The organism is Neisseria sp. P0008.S004 (assembly GCF_051962755.1).
In the GTDB taxonomy this organism is placed as follows: Bacteria; Pseudomonadota; Gammaproteobacteria; order Burkholderiales; family Neisseriaceae; genus Neisseria; species Neisseria subflava_A.
This window is the reverse complement of sequence record NZ_JBQCUZ010000004.1, coordinates 15935-40771: the sequence shown is the minus strand read 5'-3', so window position 1 is coordinate 40771 and position 24837 is coordinate 15935. Positions and strand designations below refer to the sequence as shown.

19 protein-coding genes, 1 tRNA gene, 1 pseudogene and 1 CRISPR repeat array are annotated in these 24837 nt (G+C 47.4%); of the genes and pseudogenes, 3 read left to right on the top strand and 18 right to left on the bottom strand.

Going from position 1 to position 24837, the window contains the following annotated elements:
* Window positions 1-75 precede the first annotated feature (75 nt).
* A complete protein-coding gene (locus ACTHSW_RS05235) occupies window positions 76-1650 on the bottom strand; it encodes a vWA domain-containing protein (protein WP_070461662.1) in 1575 nt (524 codons plus the stop codon).
* Between the two features lie 1118 nt (window positions 1651-2768).
* On the opposite strand from ACTHSW_RS05235, the gene rtcR reads away from it, so the two are divergent.
* On the top strand, window positions 2769-4397 hold the full coding sequence (rtcR, locus tag ACTHSW_RS05230; protein ID WP_070461661.1) for an RNA repair transcriptional activator RtcR: 1629 nt from the start codon (window positions 2769-2771) through the stop codon (window positions 4395-4397).
* A 152-nt stretch (window positions 4398-4549) separates the two neighbouring features.
* Here rtcR and fghA read toward each other — a convergent pair whose 3' ends face one another.
* From fghA to pip, 15 genes and pseudogenes are all read right to left on the bottom strand, one after another.
* A complete protein-coding gene (fghA, locus tag ACTHSW_RS05225) occupies window positions 4550-5377 on the bottom strand; it encodes an S-formylglutathione hydrolase (RefSeq protein ID WP_107810904.1) in 828 nt (275 codons plus the stop codon).
* A gap of 8 nt (window positions 5378-5385) precedes the next feature.
* Entirely contained in the window at window positions 5386-6522 is a 1137-nt protein-coding gene (locus ACTHSW_RS05220) for an S-(hydroxymethyl)glutathione dehydrogenase/class III alcohol dehydrogenase (protein WP_070461659.1), read from the bottom strand.
* A 93-nt stretch (window positions 6523-6615) separates the two neighbouring features.
* Window positions 6616-6876, bottom strand: a pseudogene (locus ACTHSW_RS05215) (CRISPR-associated helicase/endonuclease Cas3); the annotation flags it as partial.
* 276 nt (window positions 6877-7152) lie between these two features.
* A CRISPR array of direct repeats spans window positions 7153-9120; the repeat unit is 32 nt; unit sequence GTTTCAACACACAGCAGCCCGAAGGCGGCTGG.
* A gap of 189 nt (window positions 9121-9309) precedes the next feature.
* Window positions 9310-9603: a CRISPR-associated endonuclease Cas2 gene (gene cas2 / locus ACTHSW_RS05210; protein ID WP_070460254.1), complete on the bottom strand. Its 294-nt coding sequence runs from the start codon at window positions 9601-9603 to the stop codon at window positions 9310-9312.
* Between the two features lie 74 nt (window positions 9604-9677).
* Entirely contained in the window at window positions 9678-10691 is a 1014-nt protein-coding gene (cas1c, locus tag ACTHSW_RS05205; protein WP_070460256.1) for a type I-C CRISPR-associated endonuclease Cas1c, read from the bottom strand.
* A gap of 118 nt (window positions 10692-10809) precedes the next feature.
* Window positions 10810-11622, bottom strand: coding sequence for an FRG domain-containing protein (locus ACTHSW_RS05200; protein WP_070460258.1), 813 nt, complete (start codon window positions 11620-11622; stop codon window positions 10810-10812).
* Window positions 11623-11644: 22 nt separating this feature from the next.
* Window positions 11645-12301, bottom strand: a complete 657-nt coding sequence (gene cas4 / locus ACTHSW_RS05195) for a CRISPR-associated protein Cas4 (RefSeq protein ID WP_070460260.1) — start codon at window positions 12299-12301, stop codon at window positions 11645-11647.
* Window positions 12302-12314: 13 nt separating this feature from the next.
* Window positions 12315-13181, bottom strand: coding sequence for a type I-C CRISPR-associated protein Cas7/Csd2 (gene cas7c / locus ACTHSW_RS05190; RefSeq protein ID WP_070460262.1), 867 nt, complete (start codon window positions 13179-13181; stop codon window positions 12315-12317).
* 11 nt (window positions 13182-13192) lie between these two features.
* A complete protein-coding gene (gene cas8c / locus ACTHSW_RS05185) occupies window positions 13193-14971 on the bottom strand; it encodes a type I-C CRISPR-associated protein Cas8c/Csd1 (protein WP_440373783.1) in 1779 nt (592 codons plus the stop codon).
* Entirely contained in the window at window positions 14968-15642 is a 675-nt protein-coding gene (cas5c, locus tag ACTHSW_RS05180) for a type I-C CRISPR-associated protein Cas5c (protein ID WP_070460266.1), read from the bottom strand. The genes cas8c and cas5c overlap by 4 nt, the downstream gene beginning before the upstream one ends.
* A gap of 142 nt (window positions 15643-15784) precedes the next feature.
* Entirely contained in the window at window positions 15785-16651 is an 867-nt protein-coding gene (locus ACTHSW_RS05175) for a DUF4231 domain-containing protein (protein WP_070460269.1), read from the bottom strand.
* 9 nt (window positions 16652-16660) lie between these two features.
* On the bottom strand, window positions 16661-17137 hold the full coding sequence (locus tag ACTHSW_RS05170) for a TIR domain-containing protein (RefSeq protein WP_440373782.1): 477 nt from the start codon (window positions 17135-17137) through the stop codon (window positions 16661-16663).
* 12 nt (window positions 17138-17149) lie between these two features.
* Window positions 17150-17554: a TIR domain-containing protein gene (locus ACTHSW_RS05165; protein ID WP_070460273.1), complete on the bottom strand. Its 405-nt coding sequence runs from the start codon at window positions 17552-17554 to the stop codon at window positions 17150-17152.
* A gap of 146 nt (window positions 17555-17700) precedes the next feature.
* Window positions 17701-19989 (bottom strand): CRISPR-associated helicase Cas3', encoded by a 2289-nt coding sequence (gene cas3 / locus ACTHSW_RS05160; protein ID WP_440373781.1) that lies wholly within the window; start codon window positions 19987-19989, stop codon window positions 17701-17703.
* Window positions 19990-20111: 122 nt separating this feature from the next.
* Complete coding sequence (pip, locus tag ACTHSW_RS05155; RefSeq protein ID WP_308904227.1) at window positions 20112-21041, bottom strand: prolyl aminopeptidase; 930 nt, start codon at window positions 21039-21041, stop codon at window positions 20112-20114.
* A 124-nt stretch (window positions 21042-21165) separates the two neighbouring features.
* Between pip and yciA the strand changes: the two genes are divergently transcribed.
* Both yciA and ACTHSW_RS05145 read left to right on the top strand, forming a co-directional pair.
* Window positions 21166-21606, top strand: coding sequence for an acyl-CoA thioester hydrolase YciA (yciA, locus tag ACTHSW_RS05150; RefSeq protein WP_036491440.1), 441 nt, complete (start codon window positions 21166-21168; stop codon window positions 21604-21606).
* A gap of 240 nt (window positions 21607-21846) precedes the next feature.
* Complete coding sequence (locus tag ACTHSW_RS05145; protein WP_440373780.1) at window positions 21847-22638, top strand: formate/nitrite transporter family protein; 792 nt, start codon at window positions 21847-21849, stop codon at window positions 22636-22638.
* 154 nt (window positions 22639-22792) lie between these two features.
* Here ACTHSW_RS05145 and ACTHSW_RS05140 read toward each other — a convergent pair.
* Together ACTHSW_RS05140 and ACTHSW_RS05135 are read right to left on the bottom strand one after the other, a co-directional pair.
* A tRNA-Pro gene (locus tag ACTHSW_RS05140) sits at window positions 22793-22869 on the bottom strand.
* A gap of 154 nt (window positions 22870-23023) precedes the next feature.
* Complete coding sequence (locus tag ACTHSW_RS05135; protein ID WP_049323434.1) at window positions 23024-24547, bottom strand: fumarate hydratase; 1524 nt, start codon at window positions 24545-24547, stop codon at window positions 23024-23026.
* Between the last annotated feature and the right edge of the window lie 290 nt (window positions 24548-24837).

The window sequence follows — 24837 nt, the reverse complement described above, 5'->3', positions numbered from 1 at the left end:
CTTGTTCTCAGCTTGTCCTGAATAAATAGGCCGTCTGAAAAAATATTTCTACCCTTTTTTCAGACGGCCTTAGCTTCAGTTCACAGCTGCCAGCGGCGTTTTCTCAATCTCATCTACCCAGAAATCTGTACCCATACCTCGTTCGGCAAAGGAACCAATCAGGGCAAACACTTGGTCGGAGAAGCCGCCGATGTTCAAGATATCGTGACGGTTTCGTGCTTGAGCCTTGGTGTAAGGCTGGATATCCAGGCAAACGAGTTTGGCTTCGGGACAGCGTTTTTTCAGGATGTCCCATTCTTTCATCAGACTGGTTTTACCACCCCATCGTTGGCTGTCATCTGCCCAACTTTCGTTGTCTGACACGATGACGACCAAATCCACTTCAGCTTTTTCACGGTTCAACATGGCAAGCGGTGCGCTACATGCTGTTCCGCCTCCACCGATATTGGCGAGTTTTTCGGCGTTGGTCATGATGCTGTCGCGTGGGTTGAGCTTCACGTTTACCGTGATTTGCTCAAACGGTATCACGCGGGCTTGCGGATTAGTACGCAACATGGCAGCGGACACAAGTGCGGCAATGTCGATACAGCGGGTTTTGGTGGACGCACTGCCGCGATAGCCGGTAACCGGGCTGTGCATGGAGCCGGATACATCCGGGCAAACCACGACTTTGCCTTGGATTGCCGGTACGTTTTGTACGGCAGTTTCCATCGCATCTTGCAGGGCTTCGCGGATTTCAAACGGCATTTGGTCAGATGTTGCCTGATACGCGGTCAGCAATTGGTAAGGCAGGACGCGGGCGCGGGCAATGGCGGTTTCGTCACGCAGTTTTTCTGCCACCATTTTGATGTTTTTGCTTTTGGCAAATACTTCATGGCGCAGGAAAGTGTTCAGGTTTTGGCGAACCTGCTGCCATGAGCCGTTGCGGGCGATTTGCGCCCAGTCACCGCAGTTCAAGTCTAAAGCTGTAAGCATTTGGAAAGGAACGTTGGGCAATTCGCCTTCTCGGCTTTGTTTGTAATCTTCAAAAGCACGGGTAATGGGCGACAATGCTTCGCGATCGTAAGGTTTGCCGATCAGCCATGCAAACCATGCGGCACGCCATGCCTCTCGCGGTTTGGGGTGCACCATTTTGACCACGTCTGCCAGCGACGGCGAATTGCCGATGGCGGCGTTCAACAGTTGTTTTTCGGTGGCAGTCAAAAGCCAAGTCTGCATCAGCTTTTTCGGACGGTTGCCGAAAGATTTTCTGCCGACTGCTCCGCTACGGATAATTTGTGCGAAGTTACGCAACATTTTACCGTTGTCCACTACTTGGTCGAATACGCGGGCGAGCATGTTCACGTCTTTTTGCGCCAACACGGCAAGCAACAGCGCAGGCATATCTTTCATCAAACCTTTTTGACGGGCATATACGGCAGTTTTGGCGATAAACTCGGCATCCAGGCTTTCTGCCAATTTCAACACTTGGTCAAGCTGACTTTGGGCATCGGCATAGTAGGTATTGTTCAGACAACCGGTAGCGGCAAGTTGGGCCAGCTGTTGTTTGGACGTCAGCGTGTAGGCGATGCCGCCGGCTTCATTATAGGTATCGGTTTTAGTAAAACGGTTTTTAATCGATTGAAACAAGGTAGTATTAGCCATTTTCATTTTCTTTCATATTGTTGGTTTGAGGCCGTCTGAACTTGTTTTAGCTTTGTTTTTCAGACGGCCTTGAATGGGTGGCAGTGTGGCGGCTAAAGATGAAGAGAAGCGTTTTTAACTGAAAGCTAATGTATTCTCTTCCGGGCATCCGCCTACTGCCGTAGGGCGACCAGTTTAATTAGGATCATTCGGGTTTGTAGCAAGGAAGGAATGTAATCCTAATGGCATTCGCCCATAAGGGGTGGTACATTGGGCAACAAAGAGTGGAGAAATTTTTACGCGCTCTATCCACTGAACTACTCTGCCATAGTTGGCGGCAGAGACGGGACTCGAACCCGCGACCTCGCGCTTAGCAGGCTTTAATTCCTCCGGCATTTGCCGTTTGCACCAAAAACAGTTTTTATATCAGCCCGCCTGAATATTTCAGACGGCCTTGCATGGGTGGCAGCGTAGCGGCTAAAAGTGAAGAGAAACGGTTTTAACGTGATAAGTTAATGTACTCTCTTCAAGCATCCGCCTGCTGCCGTAAAAGTAATATGGCACGCAACAAGTTTTTAAGGGAAACATGCCTTGGCTCTACCAACTGAGCTACTCTGCTATTTGGAACAACAGAGACAGGACTCGAACCTGCGACATAAGGATATCCATGTTGTAGTTTCCCCAGGCATTTGCCTGCCATATTGGAAAAGGGTGGGCGACTAAATAAACAAGACGTTCAACGTCTATCAGACGAGACAGGATTCGAACCTGTTAATCCAAATGTAGTCTTGTTGGCATTCGCCCTGTAACCACACAGCAACTAAATTTACGGAAAATTTTTCTCCGGTAACTGTATTTCCCGAAGCATCTGCTGTATCGTTACATTCACAACACAGCCAACAGTGTGCCAAGAATAAAATTTTTATAAAAATAATTTTTAATTGATTGAATATAAAGAAAATATATTTTAAAGTAGCTTTTATCGACAAGAAGCGTAGAATACTAAAAAATATATTTATAGATAGTTATATAGAAAATAAAATATATAAGGATATATAATGAGATTCGATGATTTGGACAAATGCTTGCGGTTAAATAAACAGCAAATTTGTATTGGAAAAAATAATTTAAAGGCCGTCTGAAACATGAATACTATCCCTAAAAAACAAGTCGCCGTCAGCTTTCTCGGTACGGTATTGGACAGCGGTTTCGGTCAAGGGCGTTGGCAGAAGTGGCGGCCGAATGTCGCCATGAATCAGCGTCAGGATTTTCATCTTGACCGCATGGAGCTGTTTTATGCGGAAAAATACCGCGAACTGGCTGATCATGTAAAAGCCGATATTCAGCAGGTATCGCCGCACACAGTCGTCAATCTCGTGCCTATGGAGCTGGCAAACCCGTGGGACTTCTCCGAGGTTTATACCAAGCTGCACGATTGGGCGGCGAGCTATCCATTTGATACAGAAGAAGAAACCTATCTCACCCACATCACGACAGGTACACACGTTGCCCAAATCTGCCTGTTTTTATTGGTGGAATCGCGTCAAATCCCCGGCGTACTGTTACAAACCGCCCCTCCCAAAAACCAAAGACGCAGTATGGAGGACGGCAATGTCGGCAGTTATGAAATCATCGATTTGGACTTGGCTCGTTACGATGTACTGGCCGAACGCCTTGCCGCCGTACGCGACGATGCAGTGCGCTACCTGAAAAGCGGCATTTCCACCCAAAACGCCGCCTTCAACCGCATGATTGCCGAAATCGAACAAGTCGCACTCAACTCCCCTTCCCCCATTCTGCTTTCCGGCCCGACAGGCGCAGGCAAATCCATGTTGGCACGCAGGATTTTTGAATTGAAAAAAGCGCGCCATCTGATTAAAGGCACATTTATCGATGTAAACTGCGCCACCCTTCGCGGCGACGGCGCGGCATCTGCCCTGTTCGGCCACAAAAAAGGCGCCTTTACCGGCGCCGCAGAAAAACGTGAAGGCTATCTAAAAACTGCCGACGGCGGCGTATTATTTTTAGATGAAATCGGAGAATTGGGCTTAGACGAGCAAGCCATGTTGCTCAAAGCCATTGAAGAAAAACACTTTTATCCCGTCGGCAGCGACAGCGAAGTCAAAAGCGACTTCCAACTCATCGCCGGCACCAACCGCGACCTGCGCCACGAAATCCGCGCCGGACGCTTCCGCGAAGACCTGTTCGCCCGCATCAACATCTGGAATTACCCACTGCCTGCACTCGCTAATCGTCGCGAAGACATCGAGCCCAACGTCGAACACCAGCTTGCCCTAGCCTCGCAAGAACTCGGCCGAACCACCCGCTTCAACAAAGAAGCCCTGGCCGCCTACCTCGACTTCTCCCACTCAGACCAAGCACCATGGCGCGGCAACTTCCGCGACCTCGCCGCCAGCATCATGCGCCTGGCCACACTCGCACCTCAAGGCAGGATACAGGTAGAACAAGTCCAAGCCGAAATCGAACGCCTCAAATGGTTATGGTCGGAAGAACCCTTTTCAGACGGCCTCCTACATAAAAGGCCGTCTGAAAAAGCACAAGACTACCCCGATAAAGTCGATTGGGACACATTGGATTTGTTCGACAAACTACAACTGCAACACGTTATCGATGAATGCCGCAAACACCCCAACATGGCCGCTGCTGGTCGTGCATTGTTCAACGTCTCCCGAACAGAAAGGGCAAAAGTCAATGACAGCGACCGATTGAGAAAGTATTTGCAACGGTTTGGACTGGAATGGGGGGATATTTGAATAGAGTGTGCAAGCTAGCTCATTTTGATAGCATCATTTTTCATCATTTATAAAAAAATAAAAGGCATCAATCCGATGCCTTTTATTTTCGTTAACATAAAAAATTAACGTTCATACCAACGTTTGGTCGATTCACGAATCACTTCTTTGGTTTACTTCAAAAATGCCGCATGATAGGCAATATGCTCGCCAATAAAACTGGCGATGAAGTAATAGCTATGATCATAGCCTTTGTGGAAGCGCACATCGGCCGGTTGATTTGCCGCACGACAGGTTTCAATAAAATCTTCGGTACGCAATTGTGTCGGCAAAAACTCATCTTCCAAGCCCTGATCAATGCGCATACCTTGCACTTTATAGCCTTGTTGAATGAGCGAGTTGGCATCATATTGCTGCCATTTTTCGCGATCTTTTCCTAAATAGGCAGAAAAGGCTTTCTCCCCCCAAGGCACGAGACTTGGCAACAAAATGGGCGAAAAGGCAGAAACACTTTGATAACGTTCCCGGTTTCGCAGTGCCAATACCAATGCGCCATGTCCGCCCATTGAATGTCCCATAATGGAACGTTTGCCGTTGGTAGAGAAATTTTCCTCAATCAGACCAGGCAACTCATTCAAAATATAATCATACATTTGATAATTCGTCGCCCAAGGCTGCTCGGTCGCATTAAGATAAAAACCCGCACCCTGCCCTAAATCATAAGCAGCATCGTTCGGCACTTGCTCTCCGCGAGGGCTGGTATCGGGGGCAACCACAATCACTTGATGTTCTGCCGCATAACGCTGAAAGCCCGATTTGGTAATGAAATTTTGTTCCGTACACGTTAAGCCGGAAAGCCAATAAATCACACCAAGCGGTCGATTCTCTGGATTATCCGGCAAATAGACGGCAAATTTCATTTCGCATTGAAGCGTTTGGGCATCATGTGCCCAAACTTGTTGCGAACCACCAAAAATTTGATGTTGTTCAATCAGTTTCATCGCATACCTTAGTAATGAATAACAGCGCGGATCGATTTACCTTCGTGCATTAACTCAAAGGCTTCATTGATTTGATTGAGTGTCATTGTGTGGGTCACAAATGGTTCCAACTGGATGTCGCCTTTCATTGAATCTTCCACCATTTTCGGAAGTTCAGAGCGACCTTTCACGCCACCAAATGCCGTGCCTTTCCAAACACGACCTGTTACCAACTGAAACGGACGAGTTGAAATTTCTTGTCCCGCACCCGCTACGCCGATGATAATGGATTGTCCCCAGCCACGGTGCGCACTTTCTAATGCTTGACGCATTACGTTTACATTGCCGATACATTCAAAGGTATGGTCAATGCCCCATTTATTGATGTCTAACAACACATCTTTGATCGGTTTATCGTAATCGTTCGGATTTAAACAATCCGTTGCACCGAACTTTTTTGCCAACTCGAATTTTGAAGGATTGGTATCAATAGCGATAATGCGACCCGCTTTGGCTTGACGCGCACCTTGCACCACCGCCAAACCAATCGCCCCCAAGCCAAACACGGCAACAGAGTCGCCTTCTTGCACTTTTGCCGTATTATGTACCGCACCAATACCTGTAGTAACGCCGCAGCCGAGCAAACATACTTGTTCGTGGTTGGCTTCTGGGTTGATTTTTGCCAGTGAAACTTCGGCAACAACTGAGTATTCGCTGAAGGTCGAACAGCCCATATAGTGATAGATCGGCTGACCTTGATAAGAAAAACGCGTCGTACCGTCCGGCATTAAACCTTTACCTTGTGTATCACGCACTGAGACGCACAAGTTAGTTTTACCTGAACGGCAAAACTCACATTCGCCACATTCAGCGGTGTAAAGAGGAATGACATGATCACCCGGTTTTACGCTTGACACACCTTCGCCCACAGCAACGACCACACCCGCACCTTCATGCCCAAGCACCACAGGAAATACGCCTTCCGGATCGCTTCCTGATAACGTAAATGCATCAGTGTGGCACACGCCAGTGTGCGTGTTACGAATTAACACCTCGCCTTTGTGCGGCATTTCTACGTCGATTTCCACAATTTGTAAGGGTTGATTTGGGGCGAATGCCACCGCCGCACGCGATTTGATGGTTGAATTGGTTTGTTTCGTTTCCATTATTTTTGCCTTTTAATTCATTAATAAAGTTATCTAGCCTAAGTAAGATAACCACAGGTTATACTTTGACCTCCACTCTAAAGCAAGCATTTTTGCAATTTTCGCTCCGGCGGTAGCATGATCACCTGAAGGATCGCCATGCAATCGATAATTAAAGGCTTCCGAATATTTCCCTAAGTCATGAATCTGTCCCGTTTAACAGGTAATTTCCTGTGCCCCAAAAACTCGGGCAAACTCCGCCACCATTTCGCCAACATTTACCGAATCGCTTTATAAGGTTTGCCAATGTTCGTAAGGTAAGAGATTGCCGAGTTCATATTGGACGGAATGGACGTAGTAAATTAGGGGTTTCATATTGAAATTCTAAAAAATTCAAATTGATACAGATACAATGATAATATGATATTAAATTTAATATGTAAATAGAAAAAATGCCGTCTGAAACTTTTTCAGACGGCATTGTTATTGATTAACCTTTATAACTTGCTTCTAATATCCTCTACTGCTTTCACTAAGGCCTCGGAAAGCGAAGGATCAAAAGAAGAGCGGCCTGCTTGGACGATATTTGAACACACAGCCTCCCGAAGGCTGCTGACGGGATAGGTCGGCATAAAGTTTGTAGCTGCTAGAGTTTTAACACACAGCGACCCGAAGGTGGCTGTCAAGCTTTTCCAAGGTTGCTTTAGCATCATGGGCGGTTTCAACACACAGCCACCTGAAGGTGGCTGGACGGTTGGAAATCACGATCATATCGCCCTTGCGGTTTCAACACACAGCCGCCCGAAGGTGGCTGGGTTCACGCGCATCGGCACGCGCCTGATGCGCGAAGTTTCAACACACAGCCGCCTGAAGGCGGCTGACTCTATAAGCTGGTTAATTTGCTGCAACAATTAAAAGTTTCAACACTCAGCCGCCTGAAGGCGGCTGATTGTCTTTTGCGGTTGTTCTTTAGAGGAATCACAAGTTTCAACACACAGCCGCCTGAAGGCGACTGGGTCCATTTTTATATCTGGCTTTACCTCTAAATGACGTTTCAACACACAGCCGCCTAAAGGCGGCTGGGTGGAGAAACTGCAAAATCTGCCTTCCTCCGCCCCGTTTCAACACACAGCCGCCTAAAGGCGGCTGGTCAGTTAAAAACGCTTCTCTTCATCTTTAGCCGCCCCCGTTTCAACACACAGCCGCCTAAAGGCGGCTGGGAAATGTTTAAAAAATGTGTTTGCGGGCTATGTGTTTCAACACACAGCCGCCTAAAGGCGGCTGGGGGGATATATTGCGCATGTATAAACCCTATATTAAGTTTCAACACACAGCCGCCTAAAGGCGGCTGGGGGGATATATTGCGCATGTATAAACCCTATACTAAGTTTCAACACACAGCCGCCTAAAGGCGGCTGGCTTATATTGCTGATACGCAAAGCACTGAAGCAACTTGTTTCAACACACAGCAGCCCGAAGGCGGCTGGTTGTACGCAATCTCGTTTCAAAACATACACACCTTGTTTCAACACACAGCAGCCCGAAGGCGGCTGGGTCACTGGCCACATCTGCTTATGCTGCTTTGCCTGTTTCAACACACAGCAGCCCGAAGGCGGCTGGCAAACCATAGCGAGTTGACAAACCAATTTTTTGAGTGTTTCAACACACAGCAGCCCGAAGGCGGCTGGCCGGCTTAGTCGATAAAGCTGCTTTCGAGCATTTGTTTCAACACACAGCAGCCCGAAGGCGGCTGGGATTTTTGTAATGCGTATTCAGGCTATCTTGTTGCTGTTTCAACACACAGCAGCCCGAAGGCGGCTGGCGTTATCCGGGCCAAGTTGGTAACAGCTTTTATAGTTTCAACACACAGCAGCCCGAAGGCGGCTGGACAAATCAGCTATGAACCGCTCTGCGTTTTTATGGTTTCAACACACAGCAGCCCGAAGGCGGCTGGGTAAGTGAAATTATGAGTAAGGAGAATCTCCAATGTTTCAACACACAGCAGCCCGAAGGCGGCTGGATATCTCTTAACTGCCGACCTTTGCACCATTTTGGTTTCAACACACAGCAGCCCGAAGGCGGCTGGGCGGGATTATCCAGGCTCGTTACACACTTATACCAAGTTTCAACACACAGCAGCCCGAAGGCGGCTGGGGGATTATCCAGGCTCGTTACACACTTATACCAAGTTTCAACACACAGCAGCCCGAAGGCGGCTGGGGGATTATCAAGGTTTGTAACACATTTATACCAAGTTTCAACACACAGCAGCCCGAAGGCGGCTGGTAGTCTCCCCTGCAAGGCTTTTACTCTGCACGCCCGTTTCAACACACAGCAGCCCGAAGGCGGCTGGGCTATTTGTCAAAACAGACTGTAAGTGCAACTGTTGTTTCAACACACAGCAGCCCGAAGGCGGCTGGGATGCCCGATGGCGAATCAGTCGGTACGGATTGGGTTTCAACACACAGCAGCCCGAAGGCGGCTGGTTGACGGATTCCTTGTTCAGCATGGCGTTGACAGGTTTCAACACACAGCAGCCCGAAGGCGGCTGGCACACCAACATTATAACCGCCACGAATCAATGCTTGTTTCAACACACAGCAGCCCGAAGGCGGCTGGGGCCTCTCTCAAAAGCCTTGCTCCATCAGGTTTCACAGCACCAATTTCGCTAAGCTCCCAAGAAAAGCAGAAATGCGAGTATAACACAGCCTTTTCCGTTGCGTCCGTATTCGCAATATCCTGATTGTTAAAGAACAATCCCAGTTCGCCAACCCTGCCGCATTTTCATGAGAACCGCAGGTTGGCGATTCACACAATCAACGTATCCTTAAACACATCTACTGCCGGTCTTGCGCCGTGGTGTTCTACTTTCCGCCTCCATTTGCTGCCTAAATGGTAAAAACGCAGACTGTCGGTTTCAGGGTTGTAGATTTTCAAGAGTTTGTCTTTTAAAACAACCCACTGGTCGGGCGCGATGTCGCATTCGAACACCGAATACTGCACGCGCACGCCGTAGTCCAAACACAATTTCGCCACGCGCCGTAGCCTTGCCTGTCCGTCCGCGTCTTCCAACGAAATATCGTAAGTAATCAGCATTAGCATTTTGTATTCCCATATACAGGCTGCTTTAAAGGCCGTCTGAAAATATCCGATCCGTTTTCAGACGGCCTGCAAACCTATCTCATCAAAAACGGCGGATATTCCGCCAAATCTCCTCGCAAGTGCCGCGCCAACAGCATCGCCTGAATATACGGCAGCAGCCCGATTTCCACTTCCTCGCCCAAAAACGGATGAACGATTTTCTCCTGCTTTTTCGCCTGCAAAGCTTGGAACAACAGCTTACGCGCCTCTGCTTTTAAGCTTACCGCGCCGCTTGCCTCGGCAACAAAATCCTGTGGTTTTATTTGCCCGCGATTAATCAGTGACAACACCAACCTGTCCGCCCACCACGCGCGGAATTCTTCCAAAATATCCTGCGCCAAACTGTCGCGCCCCGGTCGGTCGGCGTGTAGAAAGCCCACCTGCGGGTCTAGCCCCACGCCTTGCAGCGCGCCGCTGATGTCCTTGCCCAACAGACTGTACACAAACGACAACAGCGCATTCACCCCGTCTCTGGGTGGACGGCGGTTACGCCCGTCAAAAGAAAAGCCGCTTTTTTCGCTCAAAAGCTGCCCGAACACGCCGAAATAACGCGCCGCCGCATCGCCCTCAATACCACGCACCACGTCCAGCTCCGCCGCGCCCTTCAACTGCCGCAGCGAAATGTTCAAAGCATCGACTGCACTTTGAATCGCCGCATTCTCGCCATAATTGCGAATCTGCCGCTGAAGCACCCGTTTACTCGCCTGAATCTTTGCCGCAATGATATTGCGCGCAATCGGCACGGGGTTTTGTTCCGACACCCGATACTGCGCCCGACGCAGCAACACATTACCACTTTGCCGTCCCTGAAGCCGCCCTAAGAAACGTCCGTTTTCGGTAAAAAATGCCAAATTCACATTATTTTCGCCGCAAAACCCCAGCAAAAACGGCGACACCAGCACATTCCCAAAACAGAAAATATGCCCGATGGAATGCACCGGCAACTGCGCCACCTTCTTACGCTCCTGCTCCACCACCAGCGTCTCCCGCTCCTTATGCAAATAACTGCCTTGGGTGGTGATGTAGAGCGTGTTTTGCAGTTTGCGCATGGGAAACTCCTTGGATTTTGACCGCACTTTTGGGACAAATAGTTCGTGTAGGCTACCTGAAAAAATAAATAAGTAGGATTAGGCGGAATACCGTAACCAAGTATCACATCTTGCTTAATTATTTGTATAACACATGATCTTTCAGCTGCTCATCATTTTTTTGTGAAGATACATGATTCAGCATTTCTAATTGTGATAAACAATATTTTGAAGCTCCAATTAAATCTGGATATATGGTTAAATGACTAATATTCATCATGAATAGACCTTTCAAAATTTTCTCTCTTTCACAATCTGGAATATTAATTTTAAACATTGAAGGACGTTTTTCTTCCCCCTTTAGTTCATTTTCAACCCATTCCCGAACATTAAAATTTAATGGCTGTTTAGTAAATATCCCTGATTGAGACAGAAGTCTAGAATTGGAATTTGTCATCAAATCAACAAATTTAAATTCAGAATATTTATCTTTCCCTTTATTAAAATTCTTCATTCTTTCAGCTAAAAAATGATGTATTCCCCAAACTGTTCTGTATCCAGTACTAGATGGTTTTTTTTCCTCAAAGGCAAAAAATAAAGCTATAAAAATTGCAGAAGTCCAATCTAAAAATGGTGTTGCTAATCCATTATGTTGCCCTAAAGCCCATATTTCATCCTCATCATCTTGAGAAATTACAACCTTTCCACGGATTGCCTTCATGAAATCATTAAAAATCTTGTCGTATGTACCACCAATCCTTGGATCCAATGTTGCTGAAAATCTATCTAATGTGGTTGTTAGACCCCAGCTAGAATCTCTTTGTCCACGGAAATATACTCTACTCATGTTATCTGAAAAAAATGTACTGAATTCTAAAAATTCAAACCAATTATTTAAAGTTACTTCTAATACCCCATTATTAGTGGTTGCACGAGACCATACATCGCTCATAAGAATCTCCTAAAAATATTTATTAAATTTCATTATTAAACAACCCTGCCACATATCCCACACTCCTATCCCGTTCCCCCAGCAACTCAGGCTGGCAAATCTCCACCAGAGAGCAGGCTTTGCAGCGTTTTTCGTAGTTGGGCGGCGGGGTTTGACCGCTGTTTAGAAGTTCGCGCACGGCGGCGATGGTGGCGTGTGTTTGGGCGCGCAGGTCGTCTGAAAACACGACGGGGACGCGGTGACGGGTTTGCATATACCACAGCGCGCCCTCAGAGACGGTTTGCCCCGTCATTTCTTCCAAGCACAAACCTTGGGCGCAAAGCTGGATTTCGTCCATCGGGTCGGGTTTGGGCTTGCCGCGTTTGTATTCCACGGGTTTCAGACGACCTATTTTCGTGTCCACTTCCACCAAGTCCAACACGCCGCTGATGCCAAGCTTCTCCGCCGACACATGCACCGTTCGCTCAAAGCGCACACCCTTGCGCGTTTCCGGCTCACCCGAATCCACCCGCTCATGCAACGCCTTGCCCTGCGCGGTCAAATAGTTCTCCGCCCACGCCTGCTCGTTATGAATCAACGCGCATTGGCGCGGGCAAAAAGCGTAGTGTTGCAGGGCGGAAAGGGGAATCAGGCGCGTGTCCCGATTTTCCCCTTGGGTTTCGGTTAAAAGTGCGGTCATTTTTTTAAGTGTTTTAAAGCAATTCTTCCACACTCACGCCATTCAGGCCGTCTGAAACCACGCTGATTTTGTAATCGCCAAAACCGCTTGCGGGCGTACCTGATTCGCCGTTTACGCGTTCGACTTTCACGGCATCAAACAATTTATGTGCAGGCTGGCTGCCGAGCGCGCTGTCGTGTTTGAAAACAATCAGTTTACGTGCTGCCATTTCGCCACGGGCGGCGGAGCGGTCGTGTTCAAACATCAACGTCAGGGCTTGCCAGAGTTTGGCTAAGTCGTCGTCTGAAAAACCGGTTTTAGCGGCAAGGTTGGCGGAGATAAAGCCATGCACGCGGTAGAGCGCATAAGGGACGATGTATTTGCGCCCCATGGTGCGTTCTTTTTCCAAGTCTTTTTCGTTGGTTACCGCCATGCGGGTGATGGAAACTTCCAGCGGCACAATCGGATCAATGGATTGGGCAAATGCCAGTTGCACCGGGCCGCGCACTTGTCCGCTGTTGACTTCGGTGGTCATCACGGCGCCGAAGGTGCGGATATCAAAGAAGTTTTTGCACATCCACGCGGTAATATCGCGGGCTTTGGCTTCGTCTTTTGGCAGTTTTTTGGCCTCAGATTCAATGCCGAGCGCTTCATAAGCGCGTTTGTTTTGCAGGTTTAACACGCTCTTTTCTTTGACGTAGATTTCGTAACCGGCTTCGTTTTCACTGCTGATTTCGACAAAATTACGAATTTTGCGTTTCAGGCAGACATCGGTTACCAAGCCTTTGCTGGATTCGGGATCAAGACGCGGCATATTGCCCGCGTCGGGATCGCCGTTGGGGTTGCCGTTGATTACGTCAAAAAAGTAAACAAATTCATAGCGGTTTTGAATGGCAGACATTTTCTGGCTCCTTAGTTTTCAATGGTTTCAGCGGTTTCTTTTTTAGCAAAATAGCTTTGTTTTTGATGGTAATAGCCGATGGCGAAGCGGCCTTGTTCGTCAATGCTCAAATGGCGCGGAAAGGTTTCTGGCAGTTTGGCAATGATTTCACCCAAATCTTTATCCAAATTCACCGCCATACCGGCCTTGTCTTTACGCAGGCGCGATAAATGGTGTTTTGCACCCGACAAAAGGCGCGGAAAAACGGAAAACGGCACGGCGGATGCAGAGCCGTAATAGCGGTCGGCAATGCCGGCATTTAATTCGCCCAACGCCTGATATTGAATGCGCTCCAACACGGCAAACAGCCGCCCTAAAAGATAGGCGCGATTCGGGCTTTCATTGTTCAAACTCATAGGAACTCCTTCTTCGATAAAACCTTTTCTAAAACGCCGCTCTAATACGGCTTTCATCATTGCCACGCGCAGACCGTTTACATCGCCATCGGCGCGGATTCGGGTAATCAGTTGCGACAGCAAACTTAAGGGATACGGCGTGCCACAAATCACGGCGCGGGTCATTTCACCTGCCAGCACAGGCGAGATGTTTTCGCTTTTGCCCAATACGGCAGTTTGCAATAAGAGCCGCCAAATAGACGGCGGCGTTTTCCATGCACACGGCTCAAGGGCTAAATCTTGCCAATGCTGCGCCAAATTTTCCGCCAGCTGCCCAAACGTAGTATCCAGCCAAAACCGAACAGAAATCCGCGCGGCATTGGGGGCAAGCCCCAAGATATAAAAACGGGTATTGGGAGAGAGTTCGGGTGCAATTTCTTGCAGCGGACGACCTTTGCCCATTTGTTCCAATACGTTGAAAACTTTGGCACTTTCTTGTTCATCATCCGGCGGCGTAAACACTTGCGCGAAGAAGCCTTCGGCAGCCTGCGCCATGGCGCTATCGTCCGCTTCCGCCCAAAAGACCGTGCTGGCATCGCCTATGGTCAGGCAGTGATCATTTTCGCGACGCAACAGATAGTTCAGCGCGGTGGTGTAGGCAAACGCGGATTGTTCGGAAACAGGCGAATTTGCGCCTTGCTCTTTGCCAAAAGAGGCAAAGGCTTCTTTGTTGAATGAAATAATCGAACCGCCGGAGCTTTGCCCGCCAAACACGCCTTTAATCGCCGGATGCAGCCGTGCAATCGGGGCGGTGTCGCCGCTAATCAGGCACAAGCCTTCTTCAGCCTCATCACTTTTCAGACATTTAGCCCATATGGTCTGTGCTGCTTCTCGCTTATGAATACAAGCGGTCGGTTTTTCAAAAGAAAATGCAATATTAGCATCGAGCATTTCGGCAGGCAGATTTTCGGTAGCGAAATTATCAGGCTGCCAGTTTTGCAGAAAACGGCACAAGGCTTGCAAGCCTTCATCTTCGCTGTTTTGCAGTAAATCGAGATGGTATTGCTTAAAGGCGTCAAAAGTTTTTTCAGACGACGTAAAGGGTTTTTCTTTCGCTTCGGCTTTGTTTTTATTGGCTTCCACGCCAAGCGCGTAAGCGGTTTTATCCCACAAAAAATTCGGTTTGATACCCGACGTGCGTTTTTCAGGGCGCGGCACGCTCATCAGCTTCGGCTGCGGCTTTTTATCGGCGGTCAGATTCGGCACAACGGTTTTCAGACGGCCTTCTTTATCCAACACCAAAATCCAGCCGATTTTTTCCTCGCTAAAGCCATAAGGCGGCACTTTCGGGTTGCCCATTTCATCGGTTTCCGCTGCCAAACGGCGGTAATAGCGGGCAAGGGACGCAAGAATCATGCTTTCACCTCCTCGGCGTAAAACGGCGGCACATCAATCACGCCCTCTTTCATTTGCGCGCGGAAAAAATGCGGCGTGTTGCCATGGTCAAAATCAATATCGTGCAACATCCAGCCTAAATCACGGTTTGCCTCGCTTTCCAATAATGCCGATGGCGGCAGCGGCTCGCCTTCGTCAATCAACGCAAAATCGGCAGGAAATTCACGCACGCCCAAACAAGGTTGCTGAAAACACTGCCCCTTTTTCGCTCGGCGTTTAAACATCTCGATATGCTTGGTAACGGTCTCATCCGCCCCCGCTTTTGCCGTCAGCACCGCATGAGCTTCAATTACATAAGCCACGTCTTTAAGCACCGTTGCTGCGCGCTGCTGGCGGTCGTCTTCAATCAGCGTATATAAATCGGCAACGCTCTTACGCTTCATCGCGCCGCTGACCTTACCCACTGAAATCTTGCCGCCTAACTCATTGCGCCGCACCGACTCAAACCGAATCGGTTTCAACACATAAATCCGGTCTATCACCCACCGAATCGCCGGTTTCCAATGCACCGCCGCCAAAATCCCGCGCGCCGCCGACGGCGTGATGACATCATAAGACACCCGCTCCACCTTCATCTCCGGACGGGTAAAGCAGGCATAATCGCCCCAAATATGTAGGCAGATTTGGTTCATTTGGTTCTCCTTTTTGTACACACGCCCCTTCACAAAGAAGGGGCGGATTAGCTGACTAATCTAACTACTTTAGTTTCAATCCACGCACGGTTAAGTGCGAAAAGGGTCCAGACAACGTTAGCAATTAACAACTCTCAAAACTCTAAACATCTCTCCGTGCAGCCCATTGAGTATGTTCTCGACTAAAAGCATTTTCTGCATCGCCTACAAATTTAGAAAAATCTTCTTCACTTTGTATTGTTGCAGATTTCTCATTTATAAATCCTATTTCATGAGCAGTGAGTGCATAGGATGCTGAAAGCTCAGTAAATCGTTTTGCTTGGATCCAACTTAAAACACCTGCAGCTAAAGCGATTGTTACATCGACAGGAAGATACGCAGGATTGATACTGCTTATTATCTTTAAAATTGCTAAAAAAACTGCCATGGCATTGCTAAAAACTAATCCTAAAAAGAAGTAATTTCCCATTCTTTTATTGTATATCGCTTTCTTGGCATACCAATCACGTTGGTTTTTAATCCTATTTTCAAAGTAATTATTTTTACGTTCCTCTAAAGATGAACATCGCATCTGATTCATTGCTGCTGTAAATTGCTCTTCATTAGAATGATCCGTCAATTTACTGCATACATCACGATTTTGTTCAAAGATGAGCTTAAGGGAATTCTTAAACTCATTTTGAGCAAAAGTATCTTCAGTATGGAATGGCTCAGCTTTACTAATATATCGCCAAGTAATTGTTTTAACTGATTCAGCAACCGCACGCCCTGCATACCAATAACGATCAGGTCGAAAAGCCCATAAATAAATGGAGCAACCAAATGCAGCAAGAAGGGTGATCAATTGTGCAGCGGTCCCCAATTTTATAGAAATAGGAACAAAGGAAAATATAGCTGCAATTACCAATACCGTCAGATGGGCTAATAGTATTCGGAAAAAATGCTTCTGTGAATCCAGTGATAATTTATCTGCCGAACGATACAATGCAGGAAAATCTTGTTCTTCCATTGATACCTCCTAAATTTTGTAGCCTAAATTTTGATATACAGAATCCTTATAGTGCCAACTTCCACTATCATGCATTTGATAATTATCCAAAGCATACGCAATAATTTGAGGAGAAAATGGTAAAAAGATGGCACCAACATCCTGAATGATTTTAGGACAGGTATTTGGATTCATGTAACGAGAACCATCAAGATTGACACCGATAATCCGGCAATTTTTTTCCAAGGCAACTTCTAATTCCCAACGTACATACTTATGTTTAGATTTTGTATCTTGCCCAATTAAAGAAATAAAAGTTCTAGCCATATTGATACGCTCTCTACATTTCTTTTTAATATACGCTTCATTTGCAGAATTAATTTCTTGAGCTAACTGACAATCAACAAAATTGAAATCAATTTTTGAATTATTTTTCCAGGCACACATAAGCCGATAATAATGAATATCTGTGCTACTGAAACCAACAAATGTTCTAGGCAACCCCATTTCTTACCCCTATCATTTGGCGTAACTGCGAATAGCTTGAACAATTGATTCAGTATTCCAACGAATATCTATAATCGAATTATCAAAAACAACTTTAGAAATTCGTTCTTGTCCACGAGGAATAATGCCCACAATAGGGATGCCTAACGCTCTTGCCGTTTCTATTTCCCACTTCATCCAATCACTATGGCTTGCATAGATTCCAGCAAGAGCAAGAAGAATATCTGAATTTTTTATTCTCTCTCTCAATCGCTGCTTAATATAAATTGCATTTTCAGAATTGATAGGGTTATTTTTAGTAACCTCTTGTGGATCATAGTAAAAATATCCTCGGCTACTTAATAAGTTATGAAGACTAACAAGATCATTTGAATGATCCCAAGAATGACTAACAAAAATAGTATATGTTTTGACCATAATTAGTTCCTTTTATTAATTATCTAAACGTTATTTAGCCACTATGTATTCTCAAACAGCTCTAATGACTTTATGGATATATTACTCTTGCATTTTTCAAAAATCAACTTCTAAAGAAGTTAAATTATTTACATTATAGACCAAACTTAAAACACCAAACTCTCCCCCTTCAAAAACTCCGTATCCTCCCAAGAAAGCCCCGCCACTTCGTCATACAAATCTAGCCCGATCAGCGTATAAAACTGTTTTCCGAAGTTTTTCTCGTTAATCGGTTCGATACGTCCTGCTTTATATAAAGCGGCGAGGGCTTTTTCGGGGATTTGGACGGTGTAGGGTTGCAGTTTGCGCAGTAGTCCACCAATGTGATCGGCGTGGTGCAGGCTGCTGATGAGGCTTTCGGCATCAACATCGAACGGAATAATCAGCGGCTGCATATGGCTTTCAATCATGCGGAACTTGTCAGCGATGGTTTGGAATGGGAAATCGAGGCTTTGCCCTGTATCGTTGTGCATTTTCAGGATTTTTTTATTGTCCAGTTCGCTGCCTTTTAATTGATAAAGCTCAGCGAAATAGGCGGCGACGGCTTGGGTGGATAAGAGGTCGTCTGAAAAGCTGTCGGCGGTCAGGCGCATAACGGCGGCTTGGGCGGCAAGTTCAGGTGGGGCTTTCCATTGTTCTTCGGGCGCAAATATCCAGACAAAGCTGTTTTCAGACGGCCTTTTGCCTTCGCGGTTACAGCGTCCGGCAGCTTGCGCAACGCTGTCTAAACCTGCTTCGGCGCGCATCACCAGCGGAAAATCCACATCAACGCCGGCTTCAATTAAAGAGGTGGCGATGACGCGGCAGGGTTCGCCCTTTTTCAGACGGTCTCGGATTTCATCGAGCTTTTGGCTGCGGTGTTTGGCGCACATTAAGGTAGTCAGGTGGAACGTGCCGTCAAGGTGTTTGGCTTGGTCGTATAGGCTGCGGGCATGGCGACGGTTATTGACGATGACGAGCATTTGCGGGTGTTCGGCAAATTTGGCGAGCAGGTCGGCGTCGGTTTGTGTGCCGATGTGTTGCACGGTGGTGCGGCGCAGTCTGTCGAAAAGTGCGGTCGGTTTTGGGGCAATTTCGCGCACGTTTTCAAAGCCGCGATAGAAGCCGTTTTCGGCTTGCACGGCTGGCTGGGTGGCGGTGCACATGACGATGCTGCAGCGGTAGTTTTGCGCCAATTCTTTGATGGCTTGCATGATGGGCAGCAAAAGATTGAGCGGCAGCATTTGCGCTTCGTCGAGGATGATGACGGAGCCTGCGATGTTGTGCAGTTTGCGGCAGCGCGAGGAGCGGTCGGCAAAGAGGGATTCGAAGAATTGCACGGCGGTGGTCACGATAATCGGCGCATCCCAGTTTTCCGAGGCAAGGCGCAATTTGTCTTTGGTGGCCTCATTTTGCAGTTTGCCGTCGTCGAAGGTACTGTGGTGTTCCAGCACGGCTTGTTCGCCCAATTCGCCAAAGGCTTTGCGGAATTCGGCGGCATTTTGTTCGATGATGCTGGTGAAAGGGATGACGTAAATCACGCGACGCATGCCGTGATGTTTGGCGTGTTCCAGTGCGAATGCCATGGAAGTGAAAGTTTTTCCGCCACCGGTAGGCACCGTGAGCGTGAACAGCCCTTGCGCTTGTGTCGCTTGTTCTACGGCGTAATCGAGAATTTCACTGCGTAGGCGGTTTAAAGCGGCATTGCGTTTTTCGGCTTCGGTTTTCTTTGGAGTTTGAGCGATACGTCGTCTGAAATCGTTGATGAATTGATTGAAATTGTGTTGTAAGGCGTTTAAATCGGGATAACCGCCTCGCTCGACGGCTTTGTTTTCTAGGTTTGAATAAAAGGCTTCGGTGTCGAGATAATCGGCATCCACCAAGCAGGAATAGAGCATTCGGGTGAAGAAGGCGTAGGAGAAAAAAGGATGATGCGCGTCGGCTTTGAGTAGCGGTGCGGACAGGGCTTGAGGGAGCTTGATTTCTTGTTGCCACAGATTATCGAGAGCGGGAATATCTTCGCCAAATTGCAAAGCTAGACGCTGTTTCAAAGTACTGCGGTTATCGCCCTCACCACATCCATTAGCCAACCCTGCATGATGCCCCGCAATGCAAAACGCCATTAACTTACCGATAACATTTCCCCAAAGCTCAACGGCAATTTTGGCTCCGGCGGTAGCATGATCGACTGATGCGCCGCCATGCAATCGGCGGTTAAAGGCTTCTGAATATTTCCCTAAGTCATGCAGCTGTCCCGTCTGGCAGGCCTGTTCCTGCGCCCCGAATACTCGCGCAAACTCCGCCGCCATTTCGCCAACATTTACCGAATGGCTTTGCAAGGTTTGCCAATGTTCGTAAGGCAAGAGATTGCCGAGTTTATCTTGCGCGGAATGGGCGTAGTAAATTAGGGGTTTCATATTGAAATTCTAAAAAATTCAAATTGATACATATGCAATGATAATATGATATTAAATTTAATATGTAAATAGAAAAAATGCCGTCTGAAACTTTTTCAGACGGCATTGTCATTTATTAATCTTTATAACTTGCTTCTAATATCCTCTACTGCTTTCACTAAAGCCTCGGAAAGCAAAGGATCAAAAGAAGAATGGCCTGCTTGGACGATTCTCAATTCCGCTTCAGGGAAGGCTTGCGAGAGCTCCCACGCGCTTTGCATCGGGGTGCATAGGTCGTAGCGGCCTTGGACGATGATGGTTGGGATATGGCGGATTTTGTCGATATTTGCCAAGATGGCTTTATCGCCCTGCAACCAGCCTTCGTTCACGAAGTAATGGTTTTCCATTCTTGCGATGGCAAGGGAGGCTTGCGGATCTTCATCCACGTCTTTAGGTTCAAACTGAATAAGGTAGCTTTCCCAGTCTGCCCATGATTTGGCTGCTTTGAGGCGTGTGGCTTCATCTTCGCTAAACAGCATTTCATGGTAGGCTTTAATTAGGGCTTGGCGTTTGTTTTCGGCCACGGGGGCAATGAATTTTTGCCATTGGGCCGGATAAATTTGGCTTACGCCGCCTGCTTCGTTCAACCATGCCATTTCAGACGGCCTGCACAGGAAAATACCGCGCAAAACTAAGCCGCTGACGCGCTCGGGATGGGTTTCGGCATAAGTCAGCGACAAGGTGCTGCCCCATGAGCCGCCGAAAACCAGCCATTTTTGAATGCCGAGCATTTCGCGTACTTTTTCAATATCGGCAACCAAATCCCATGTGGTATTGTCTTCGATACAGGCATACGGTTTGGAGCGTCCGCAACCGCGTTGGTCGATGATGACGATGCGGAAATGTTCTGGATTAAAAAAGCCTCGGCAGGCCGGTGATGCGCCTGCTCCGGGGCCGCCATGCAGGAAAATCACGGGGTGGCCATCAGGATTGCCTGATTCCTCCCAGTAGATTTCGTGAATGTCGGATACGCGTAAAAGGCCGCTATTTCGTGGTTCTTGAATCGGATGCATGAGCTTTCTCCTTTGTCTGATGAATATATTTAATTGTAACACTTTACCTGCTGATTTTTCAGACGGCCTACATAGGTTTATCGCCACAAATGGCGTAAAATACCACTTTTTGACAGGATTTTTTATGGCTGACAACAAACAAACCCATGCTGCACCCGAAGGACAACTTTTATTGCGTACGGTAGCCATGCCACGTGATACCAATCCTAATCAGGACATCTTCGGCGGCTGGATTATGTCGCAAATGGATCTGGGCGGCGGTATTTTGGCGGCAGAAATCGCACAGGGACGAATTGTCACCGTGGCCGTTCAAGAAATGAATTTCATCAGACCGGTAAAGGTCGGCAACGTCGTATGCTGCTATGGTCATTGCGTCCGTGTAGGCAATACTTCTTTGCAACTGAAAATCGAAGTGTGGGTGAAGACTTTGATGAACGATATGGTAACGGAAGACCGCCAACTGGTTACCGAAGCCGTATTCACTTACGTCGCTATCGATGCACAAGGTAATCCGCGCCCTATTCCTCGCGAAGGCAATGCAAAGCTGGCTCATTTGTCAGTTTAAAAAATCAAAACCAGGCCGTCTGAAATTTCAATGTTCAGACGGCCTTTTTGAATATGGAGACAAAATGTAATAATATTTCTTTTGAGCTAAAGCAAGGCGAAGTATCTGTTGTTTAGGTTTAATTCAGGCTAATTGATAAGACAAAGACCGTACACCGGCTCCCTATAACACTGCCCTACCGCGACAGTTTGCGCCACTTTTGAAACGGCGTTTCCTCCTCAACCTACTTTAAGGAACATCATGGCTTCGCGCGATTTATACCCACAGGAAATTTTACAGGTTGTTCTCGACAAAAGCTGCGCCAAAGCACAATCCAGCATCCCCACTCTGGCAATCTTGAGCATTTTGGCCGGCGGATACATCGGTTTCGGTTATCTTGCTTATTTGAAAGTAGTCAGCGGCATTCCGCACGAATGGAGCGGTTTTGCCACTTTACTCGGCGCCGCCGTGTTCCCTATCGCCTTGATTTGTATCCTGCTTGGCGGCGGCGAGCTGGTAACCAGTAACATGATGATCATGTCTTTAGGCAGATTGGCCGGACGGATTTCCTCCAAAATGCTGCTGCGCAACTGGGTTATCGTCTGCATGGGCAATTTGGTGGGCACGCTGGCAATGGCTTTTTTCCTCGGATACTATGTCGGCATGATTGAAGGCAGCGTGGCAGAAAAAACCATTGTCGTGGCGGAAGCAAAAGTCCATATGGATTTCGGCCGCGCTTTCGTATCGGCAGTCGCATGTAACTGGATGGTATGCATGGGTGCATGGCTGCACTTTGCTGCTAAAAACACAACCGGACGAATGCTGGCCATTTGGTTCCCTGTCATGATTTTCGTATTAAACGGCTTCCAACACCTTGTCGCCAATATGTTCGTTATCCCAGCAGGTATTTTGGCAGGTGCAAACATCACGTGGGGGCAATTTTTCTTCAACATGATTCCCGTATTCCTGGGCAATGTCATCGGTGGTGCATCCTTTGTCGGCGCGTCTTATCTTTATACTTATAAAGACACGCTGAAAGATAGTACCGAATAGCCCTGCTTTAGAAACAACAAAACCTGCTTTGAGAAAGCAGGTTTTGTTTCAGACGGTATTGGTATTAAGTTTTAAAATCCATTCGGACACATTATCCAGATAAATCATCCAAACGAAAAAAGAGCCGTTTTTAAAACGGCTCTTTCCAATTCTTTGGTCGGAGTGAAAGGATTCGAACCTTCGACCCCTTGCACCCCATGCAAGTGCGCTACCAGACTGCGCCACACTCCGACTCGATAAGCTGTGAATTCTAGTTTCAAACGCTGATTTTGACAAGTGCTTTTTAGAAAGGGAAATTTACTCGTTTGAAAACATTTGAATTATTTGTAAACAAAAAAAGGCCGTCTGAAATCGTTCAGACGGCCTTTGATTATTCAGTCAAATATCAAGCTTCAACCGGAATAATACCGATTTTGGCCTGCCATTGTTTTGGCGCAATAGCGTGAACCGATTCGCCGTTGCTATCCACCGCAACGGTCACAGGCATGTCTTTGACTTCAAATTCGTAAATCGCTTCCATACCCAATTCTGGGAACGCCAAGACTTTAGATGCTTTAATGGCTTTGGCAACCAAATATGCCGCGCCGCCGACAGCCATCAGGTAAACGGCTTTGTTATCGGCAATGGCTTGGCAAGTTGCTGCGCCGCGTTCGGATTTACCAATCATACCCAAGAGGCCGGTTTGTTCCAGCATTTGGCGGGTAAATTTATCCATACGGGTGGAAGTAGTCGGACCAGCCGGACCAACAACTTCGTCACGGACTGGATCAACCGGGCCGACGTAGTAAATCAGTTTGTTGGTGAAATCCACCGGCAACTCTTCGCCTTTGTTGAGCATGTCAACCAGACGTTTGTGCGCAGCATCGCGGCCGGTCAGGATTTTACCATTCAGCAACAATACGTCGCCGGTTTTCCATGTAGCCACTTCTTCTTTGGTCAGATTGTTGACATCGACACGTTTGCCGTTGTCAGGGCTATAAGTCAGATCCGGCCAGTCTTCCAAAGACGGGGCCTCCAGTTTGGCCGGGCCTGAACCGTCCAATTCAAATTCGATGTGGCGGGTTGCCGCGCAGTTTGGAATCATAGCAATCGGTTTGGAAGCCGCGTGGGTTGGGTAATCAAGGATTTTGACATCCAGCACGGTGCTCAAACCGCCCAAGCCTTGGGCACCAATACCCAAGGCATTTACTTTTTTGTAGAGTTCCAAGCGCAGGGCTTCGGTAGTAGACAATTCTGCACCGGAATCGGCTTTTTCTTTGAGCTCCTGAATATCGATATGGCTCATCAGGCTTTCTTTGGCCATCAACACTGCTTTTTCAGGCGTACCGCCGATGCCGATACCCAAGATGCCCGGAGGACACCAGCCTGCACCCATTTGAGGAACGGTTTTCAATACCCAGTCCACGATACTGTCTGAAGGGTTGAGCATGGCCACTTTGGTTTTGTTTTCAGAACCGCCGCCTTTGGCCGCGCAAGTAACTTCGACTTTGTCGCCTTTCACGATTTCCATGTGTACAACGGCAGGGGTGTTGTCTTTGGTATTTTGACGTTTGCCTGCCGGGTCGGCCAATACGGAGGCACGCAGTTTGTTGTCAGGATAGGTATATGCGCGGCGTACGCCTTCGTTGACCATTTCCTGTACGCTCATCTCAGCATCCCACTGTACATCCATGCCCACTTTCAAAAATACGGTTGCAATACCGGTATCCTGACAAATCGGGCGATGGCCTTCGGCACACATACGGCTATTGACCAAAATCTGCGCCATCGCATCTTTGGCGGCAGGGTTTTCTTCTTTTTGATAAGCCTTGTACAAAGCCTGAATGTAGTCTTTAGGATGGTAGTAGCTGATGAATTGGAAAGCATCGAAAATACTTTGGATAAAGTCTTCTTGCTTGATGACGGTCATGATTGTGTTCCTTTTCGGAGTCATGGTAGGGAGGGTTTGTTTATTTCTTAAGAGACCGATTTTTTCAGACGGCCTTCAATAGTGTAATAGTGCTTTCAAATGATTGACCCAGACAATATCATTTTCATACCCTATTGATTTAAATGAAATTTAATATCGTATTAAATTACTTGGTTATTGATAATCTATATCTACTTACCATTCACCTATATAGAAATAAAATTACATTGTTTTTAAATGATAATCTTATTCCAAGGCCGTCTGAAAATGCTTGCCTTAAGTATCTGATA

Bases quoted from the DNA above. Each gene is read 5' to 3' on its own strand.
- ACTHSW_RS05235 (WP_070461662.1), bottom strand. From the start codon at position 1,650: ATGAAAATGGCTAATACTACCTTGTTTCAATCGATTAAAAACCGTTTT.
- rtcR (WP_070461661.1), top strand. From the start codon at position 2,769: ATGAATACTATCCCTAAAAAACAAGTCGCCGTCAGCTTTCTCGGTACG.
- fghA (WP_107810904.1), bottom strand. From the start codon at position 5,377: ATGAAACTGATTGAACAACATCAAATTTTTGGTGGTTCGCAACAAGTT.
- ACTHSW_RS05220 (WP_070461659.1), bottom strand. From the start codon at position 6,522: ATGGAAACGAAACAAACCAATTCAACCATCAAATCGCGTGCGGCGGTG.
- cas2 (WP_070460254.1), bottom strand. From the start codon at position 9,603: ATGCTAATGCTGATTACTTACGATATTTCGTTGGAAGACGCGGACGGA.
- cas1c (WP_070460256.1), bottom strand. From the start codon at position 10,691: ATGCGCAAACTGCAAAACACGCTCTACATCACCACCCAAGGCAGTTAT.
- ACTHSW_RS05200 (WP_070460258.1), bottom strand. From the start codon at position 11,622: ATGAGCGATGTATGGTCTCGTGCAACCACTAATAATGGGGTATTAGAA.
- cas4 (WP_070460260.1), bottom strand. From the start codon at position 12,301: ATGACCGCACTTTTAACCGAAACCCAAGGGGAAAATCGGGACACGCGC.
- cas7c (WP_070460262.1), bottom strand. From the start codon at position 13,181: ATGTCTGCCATTCAAAACCGCTATGAATTTGTTTACTTTTTTGACGTA.
- cas8c (WP_440373783.1), bottom strand. From the start codon at position 14,971: ATGATTCTTGCGTCCCTTGCCCGCTATTACCGCCGTTTGGCAGCGGAA.
- cas5c (WP_070460266.1), bottom strand. From the start codon at position 15,642: ATGAACCAAATCTGCCTACATATTTGGGGCGATTATGCCTGCTTTACC.
- ACTHSW_RS05175 (WP_070460269.1), bottom strand. From the start codon at position 16,651: ATGGAAGAACAAGATTTTCCTGCATTGTATCGTTCGGCAGATAAATTA.
- ACTHSW_RS05170 (WP_440373782.1), bottom strand. From the start codon at position 17,137: ATGGGGTTGCCTAGAACATTTGTTGGTTTCAGTAGCACAGATATTCAT.
- ACTHSW_RS05165 (WP_070460273.1), bottom strand. From the start codon at position 17,554: ATGGTCAAAACATATACTATTTTTGTTAGTCATTCTTGGGATCATTCA.
- cas3 (WP_440373781.1), bottom strand. From the start codon at position 19,989: ATGAAACCCCTAATTTACTACGCCCATTCCGCGCAAGATAAACTCGGC.
- pip (WP_308904227.1), bottom strand. From the start codon at position 21,041: ATGCATCCGATTCAAGAACCACGAAATAGCGGCCTTTTACGCGTATCC.
- yciA (WP_036491440.1), top strand. From the start codon at position 21,166: ATGGCTGACAACAAACAAACCCATGCTGCACCCGAAGGACAACTTTTA.
- ACTHSW_RS05145 (WP_440373780.1), top strand. From the start codon at position 21,847: ATGGCTTCGCGCGATTTATACCCACAGGAAATTTTACAGGTTGTTCTC.
- ACTHSW_RS05135 (WP_049323434.1), bottom strand. From the start codon at position 24,547: ATGACCGTCATCAAGCAAGAAGACTTTATCCAAAGTATTTTCGATGCT.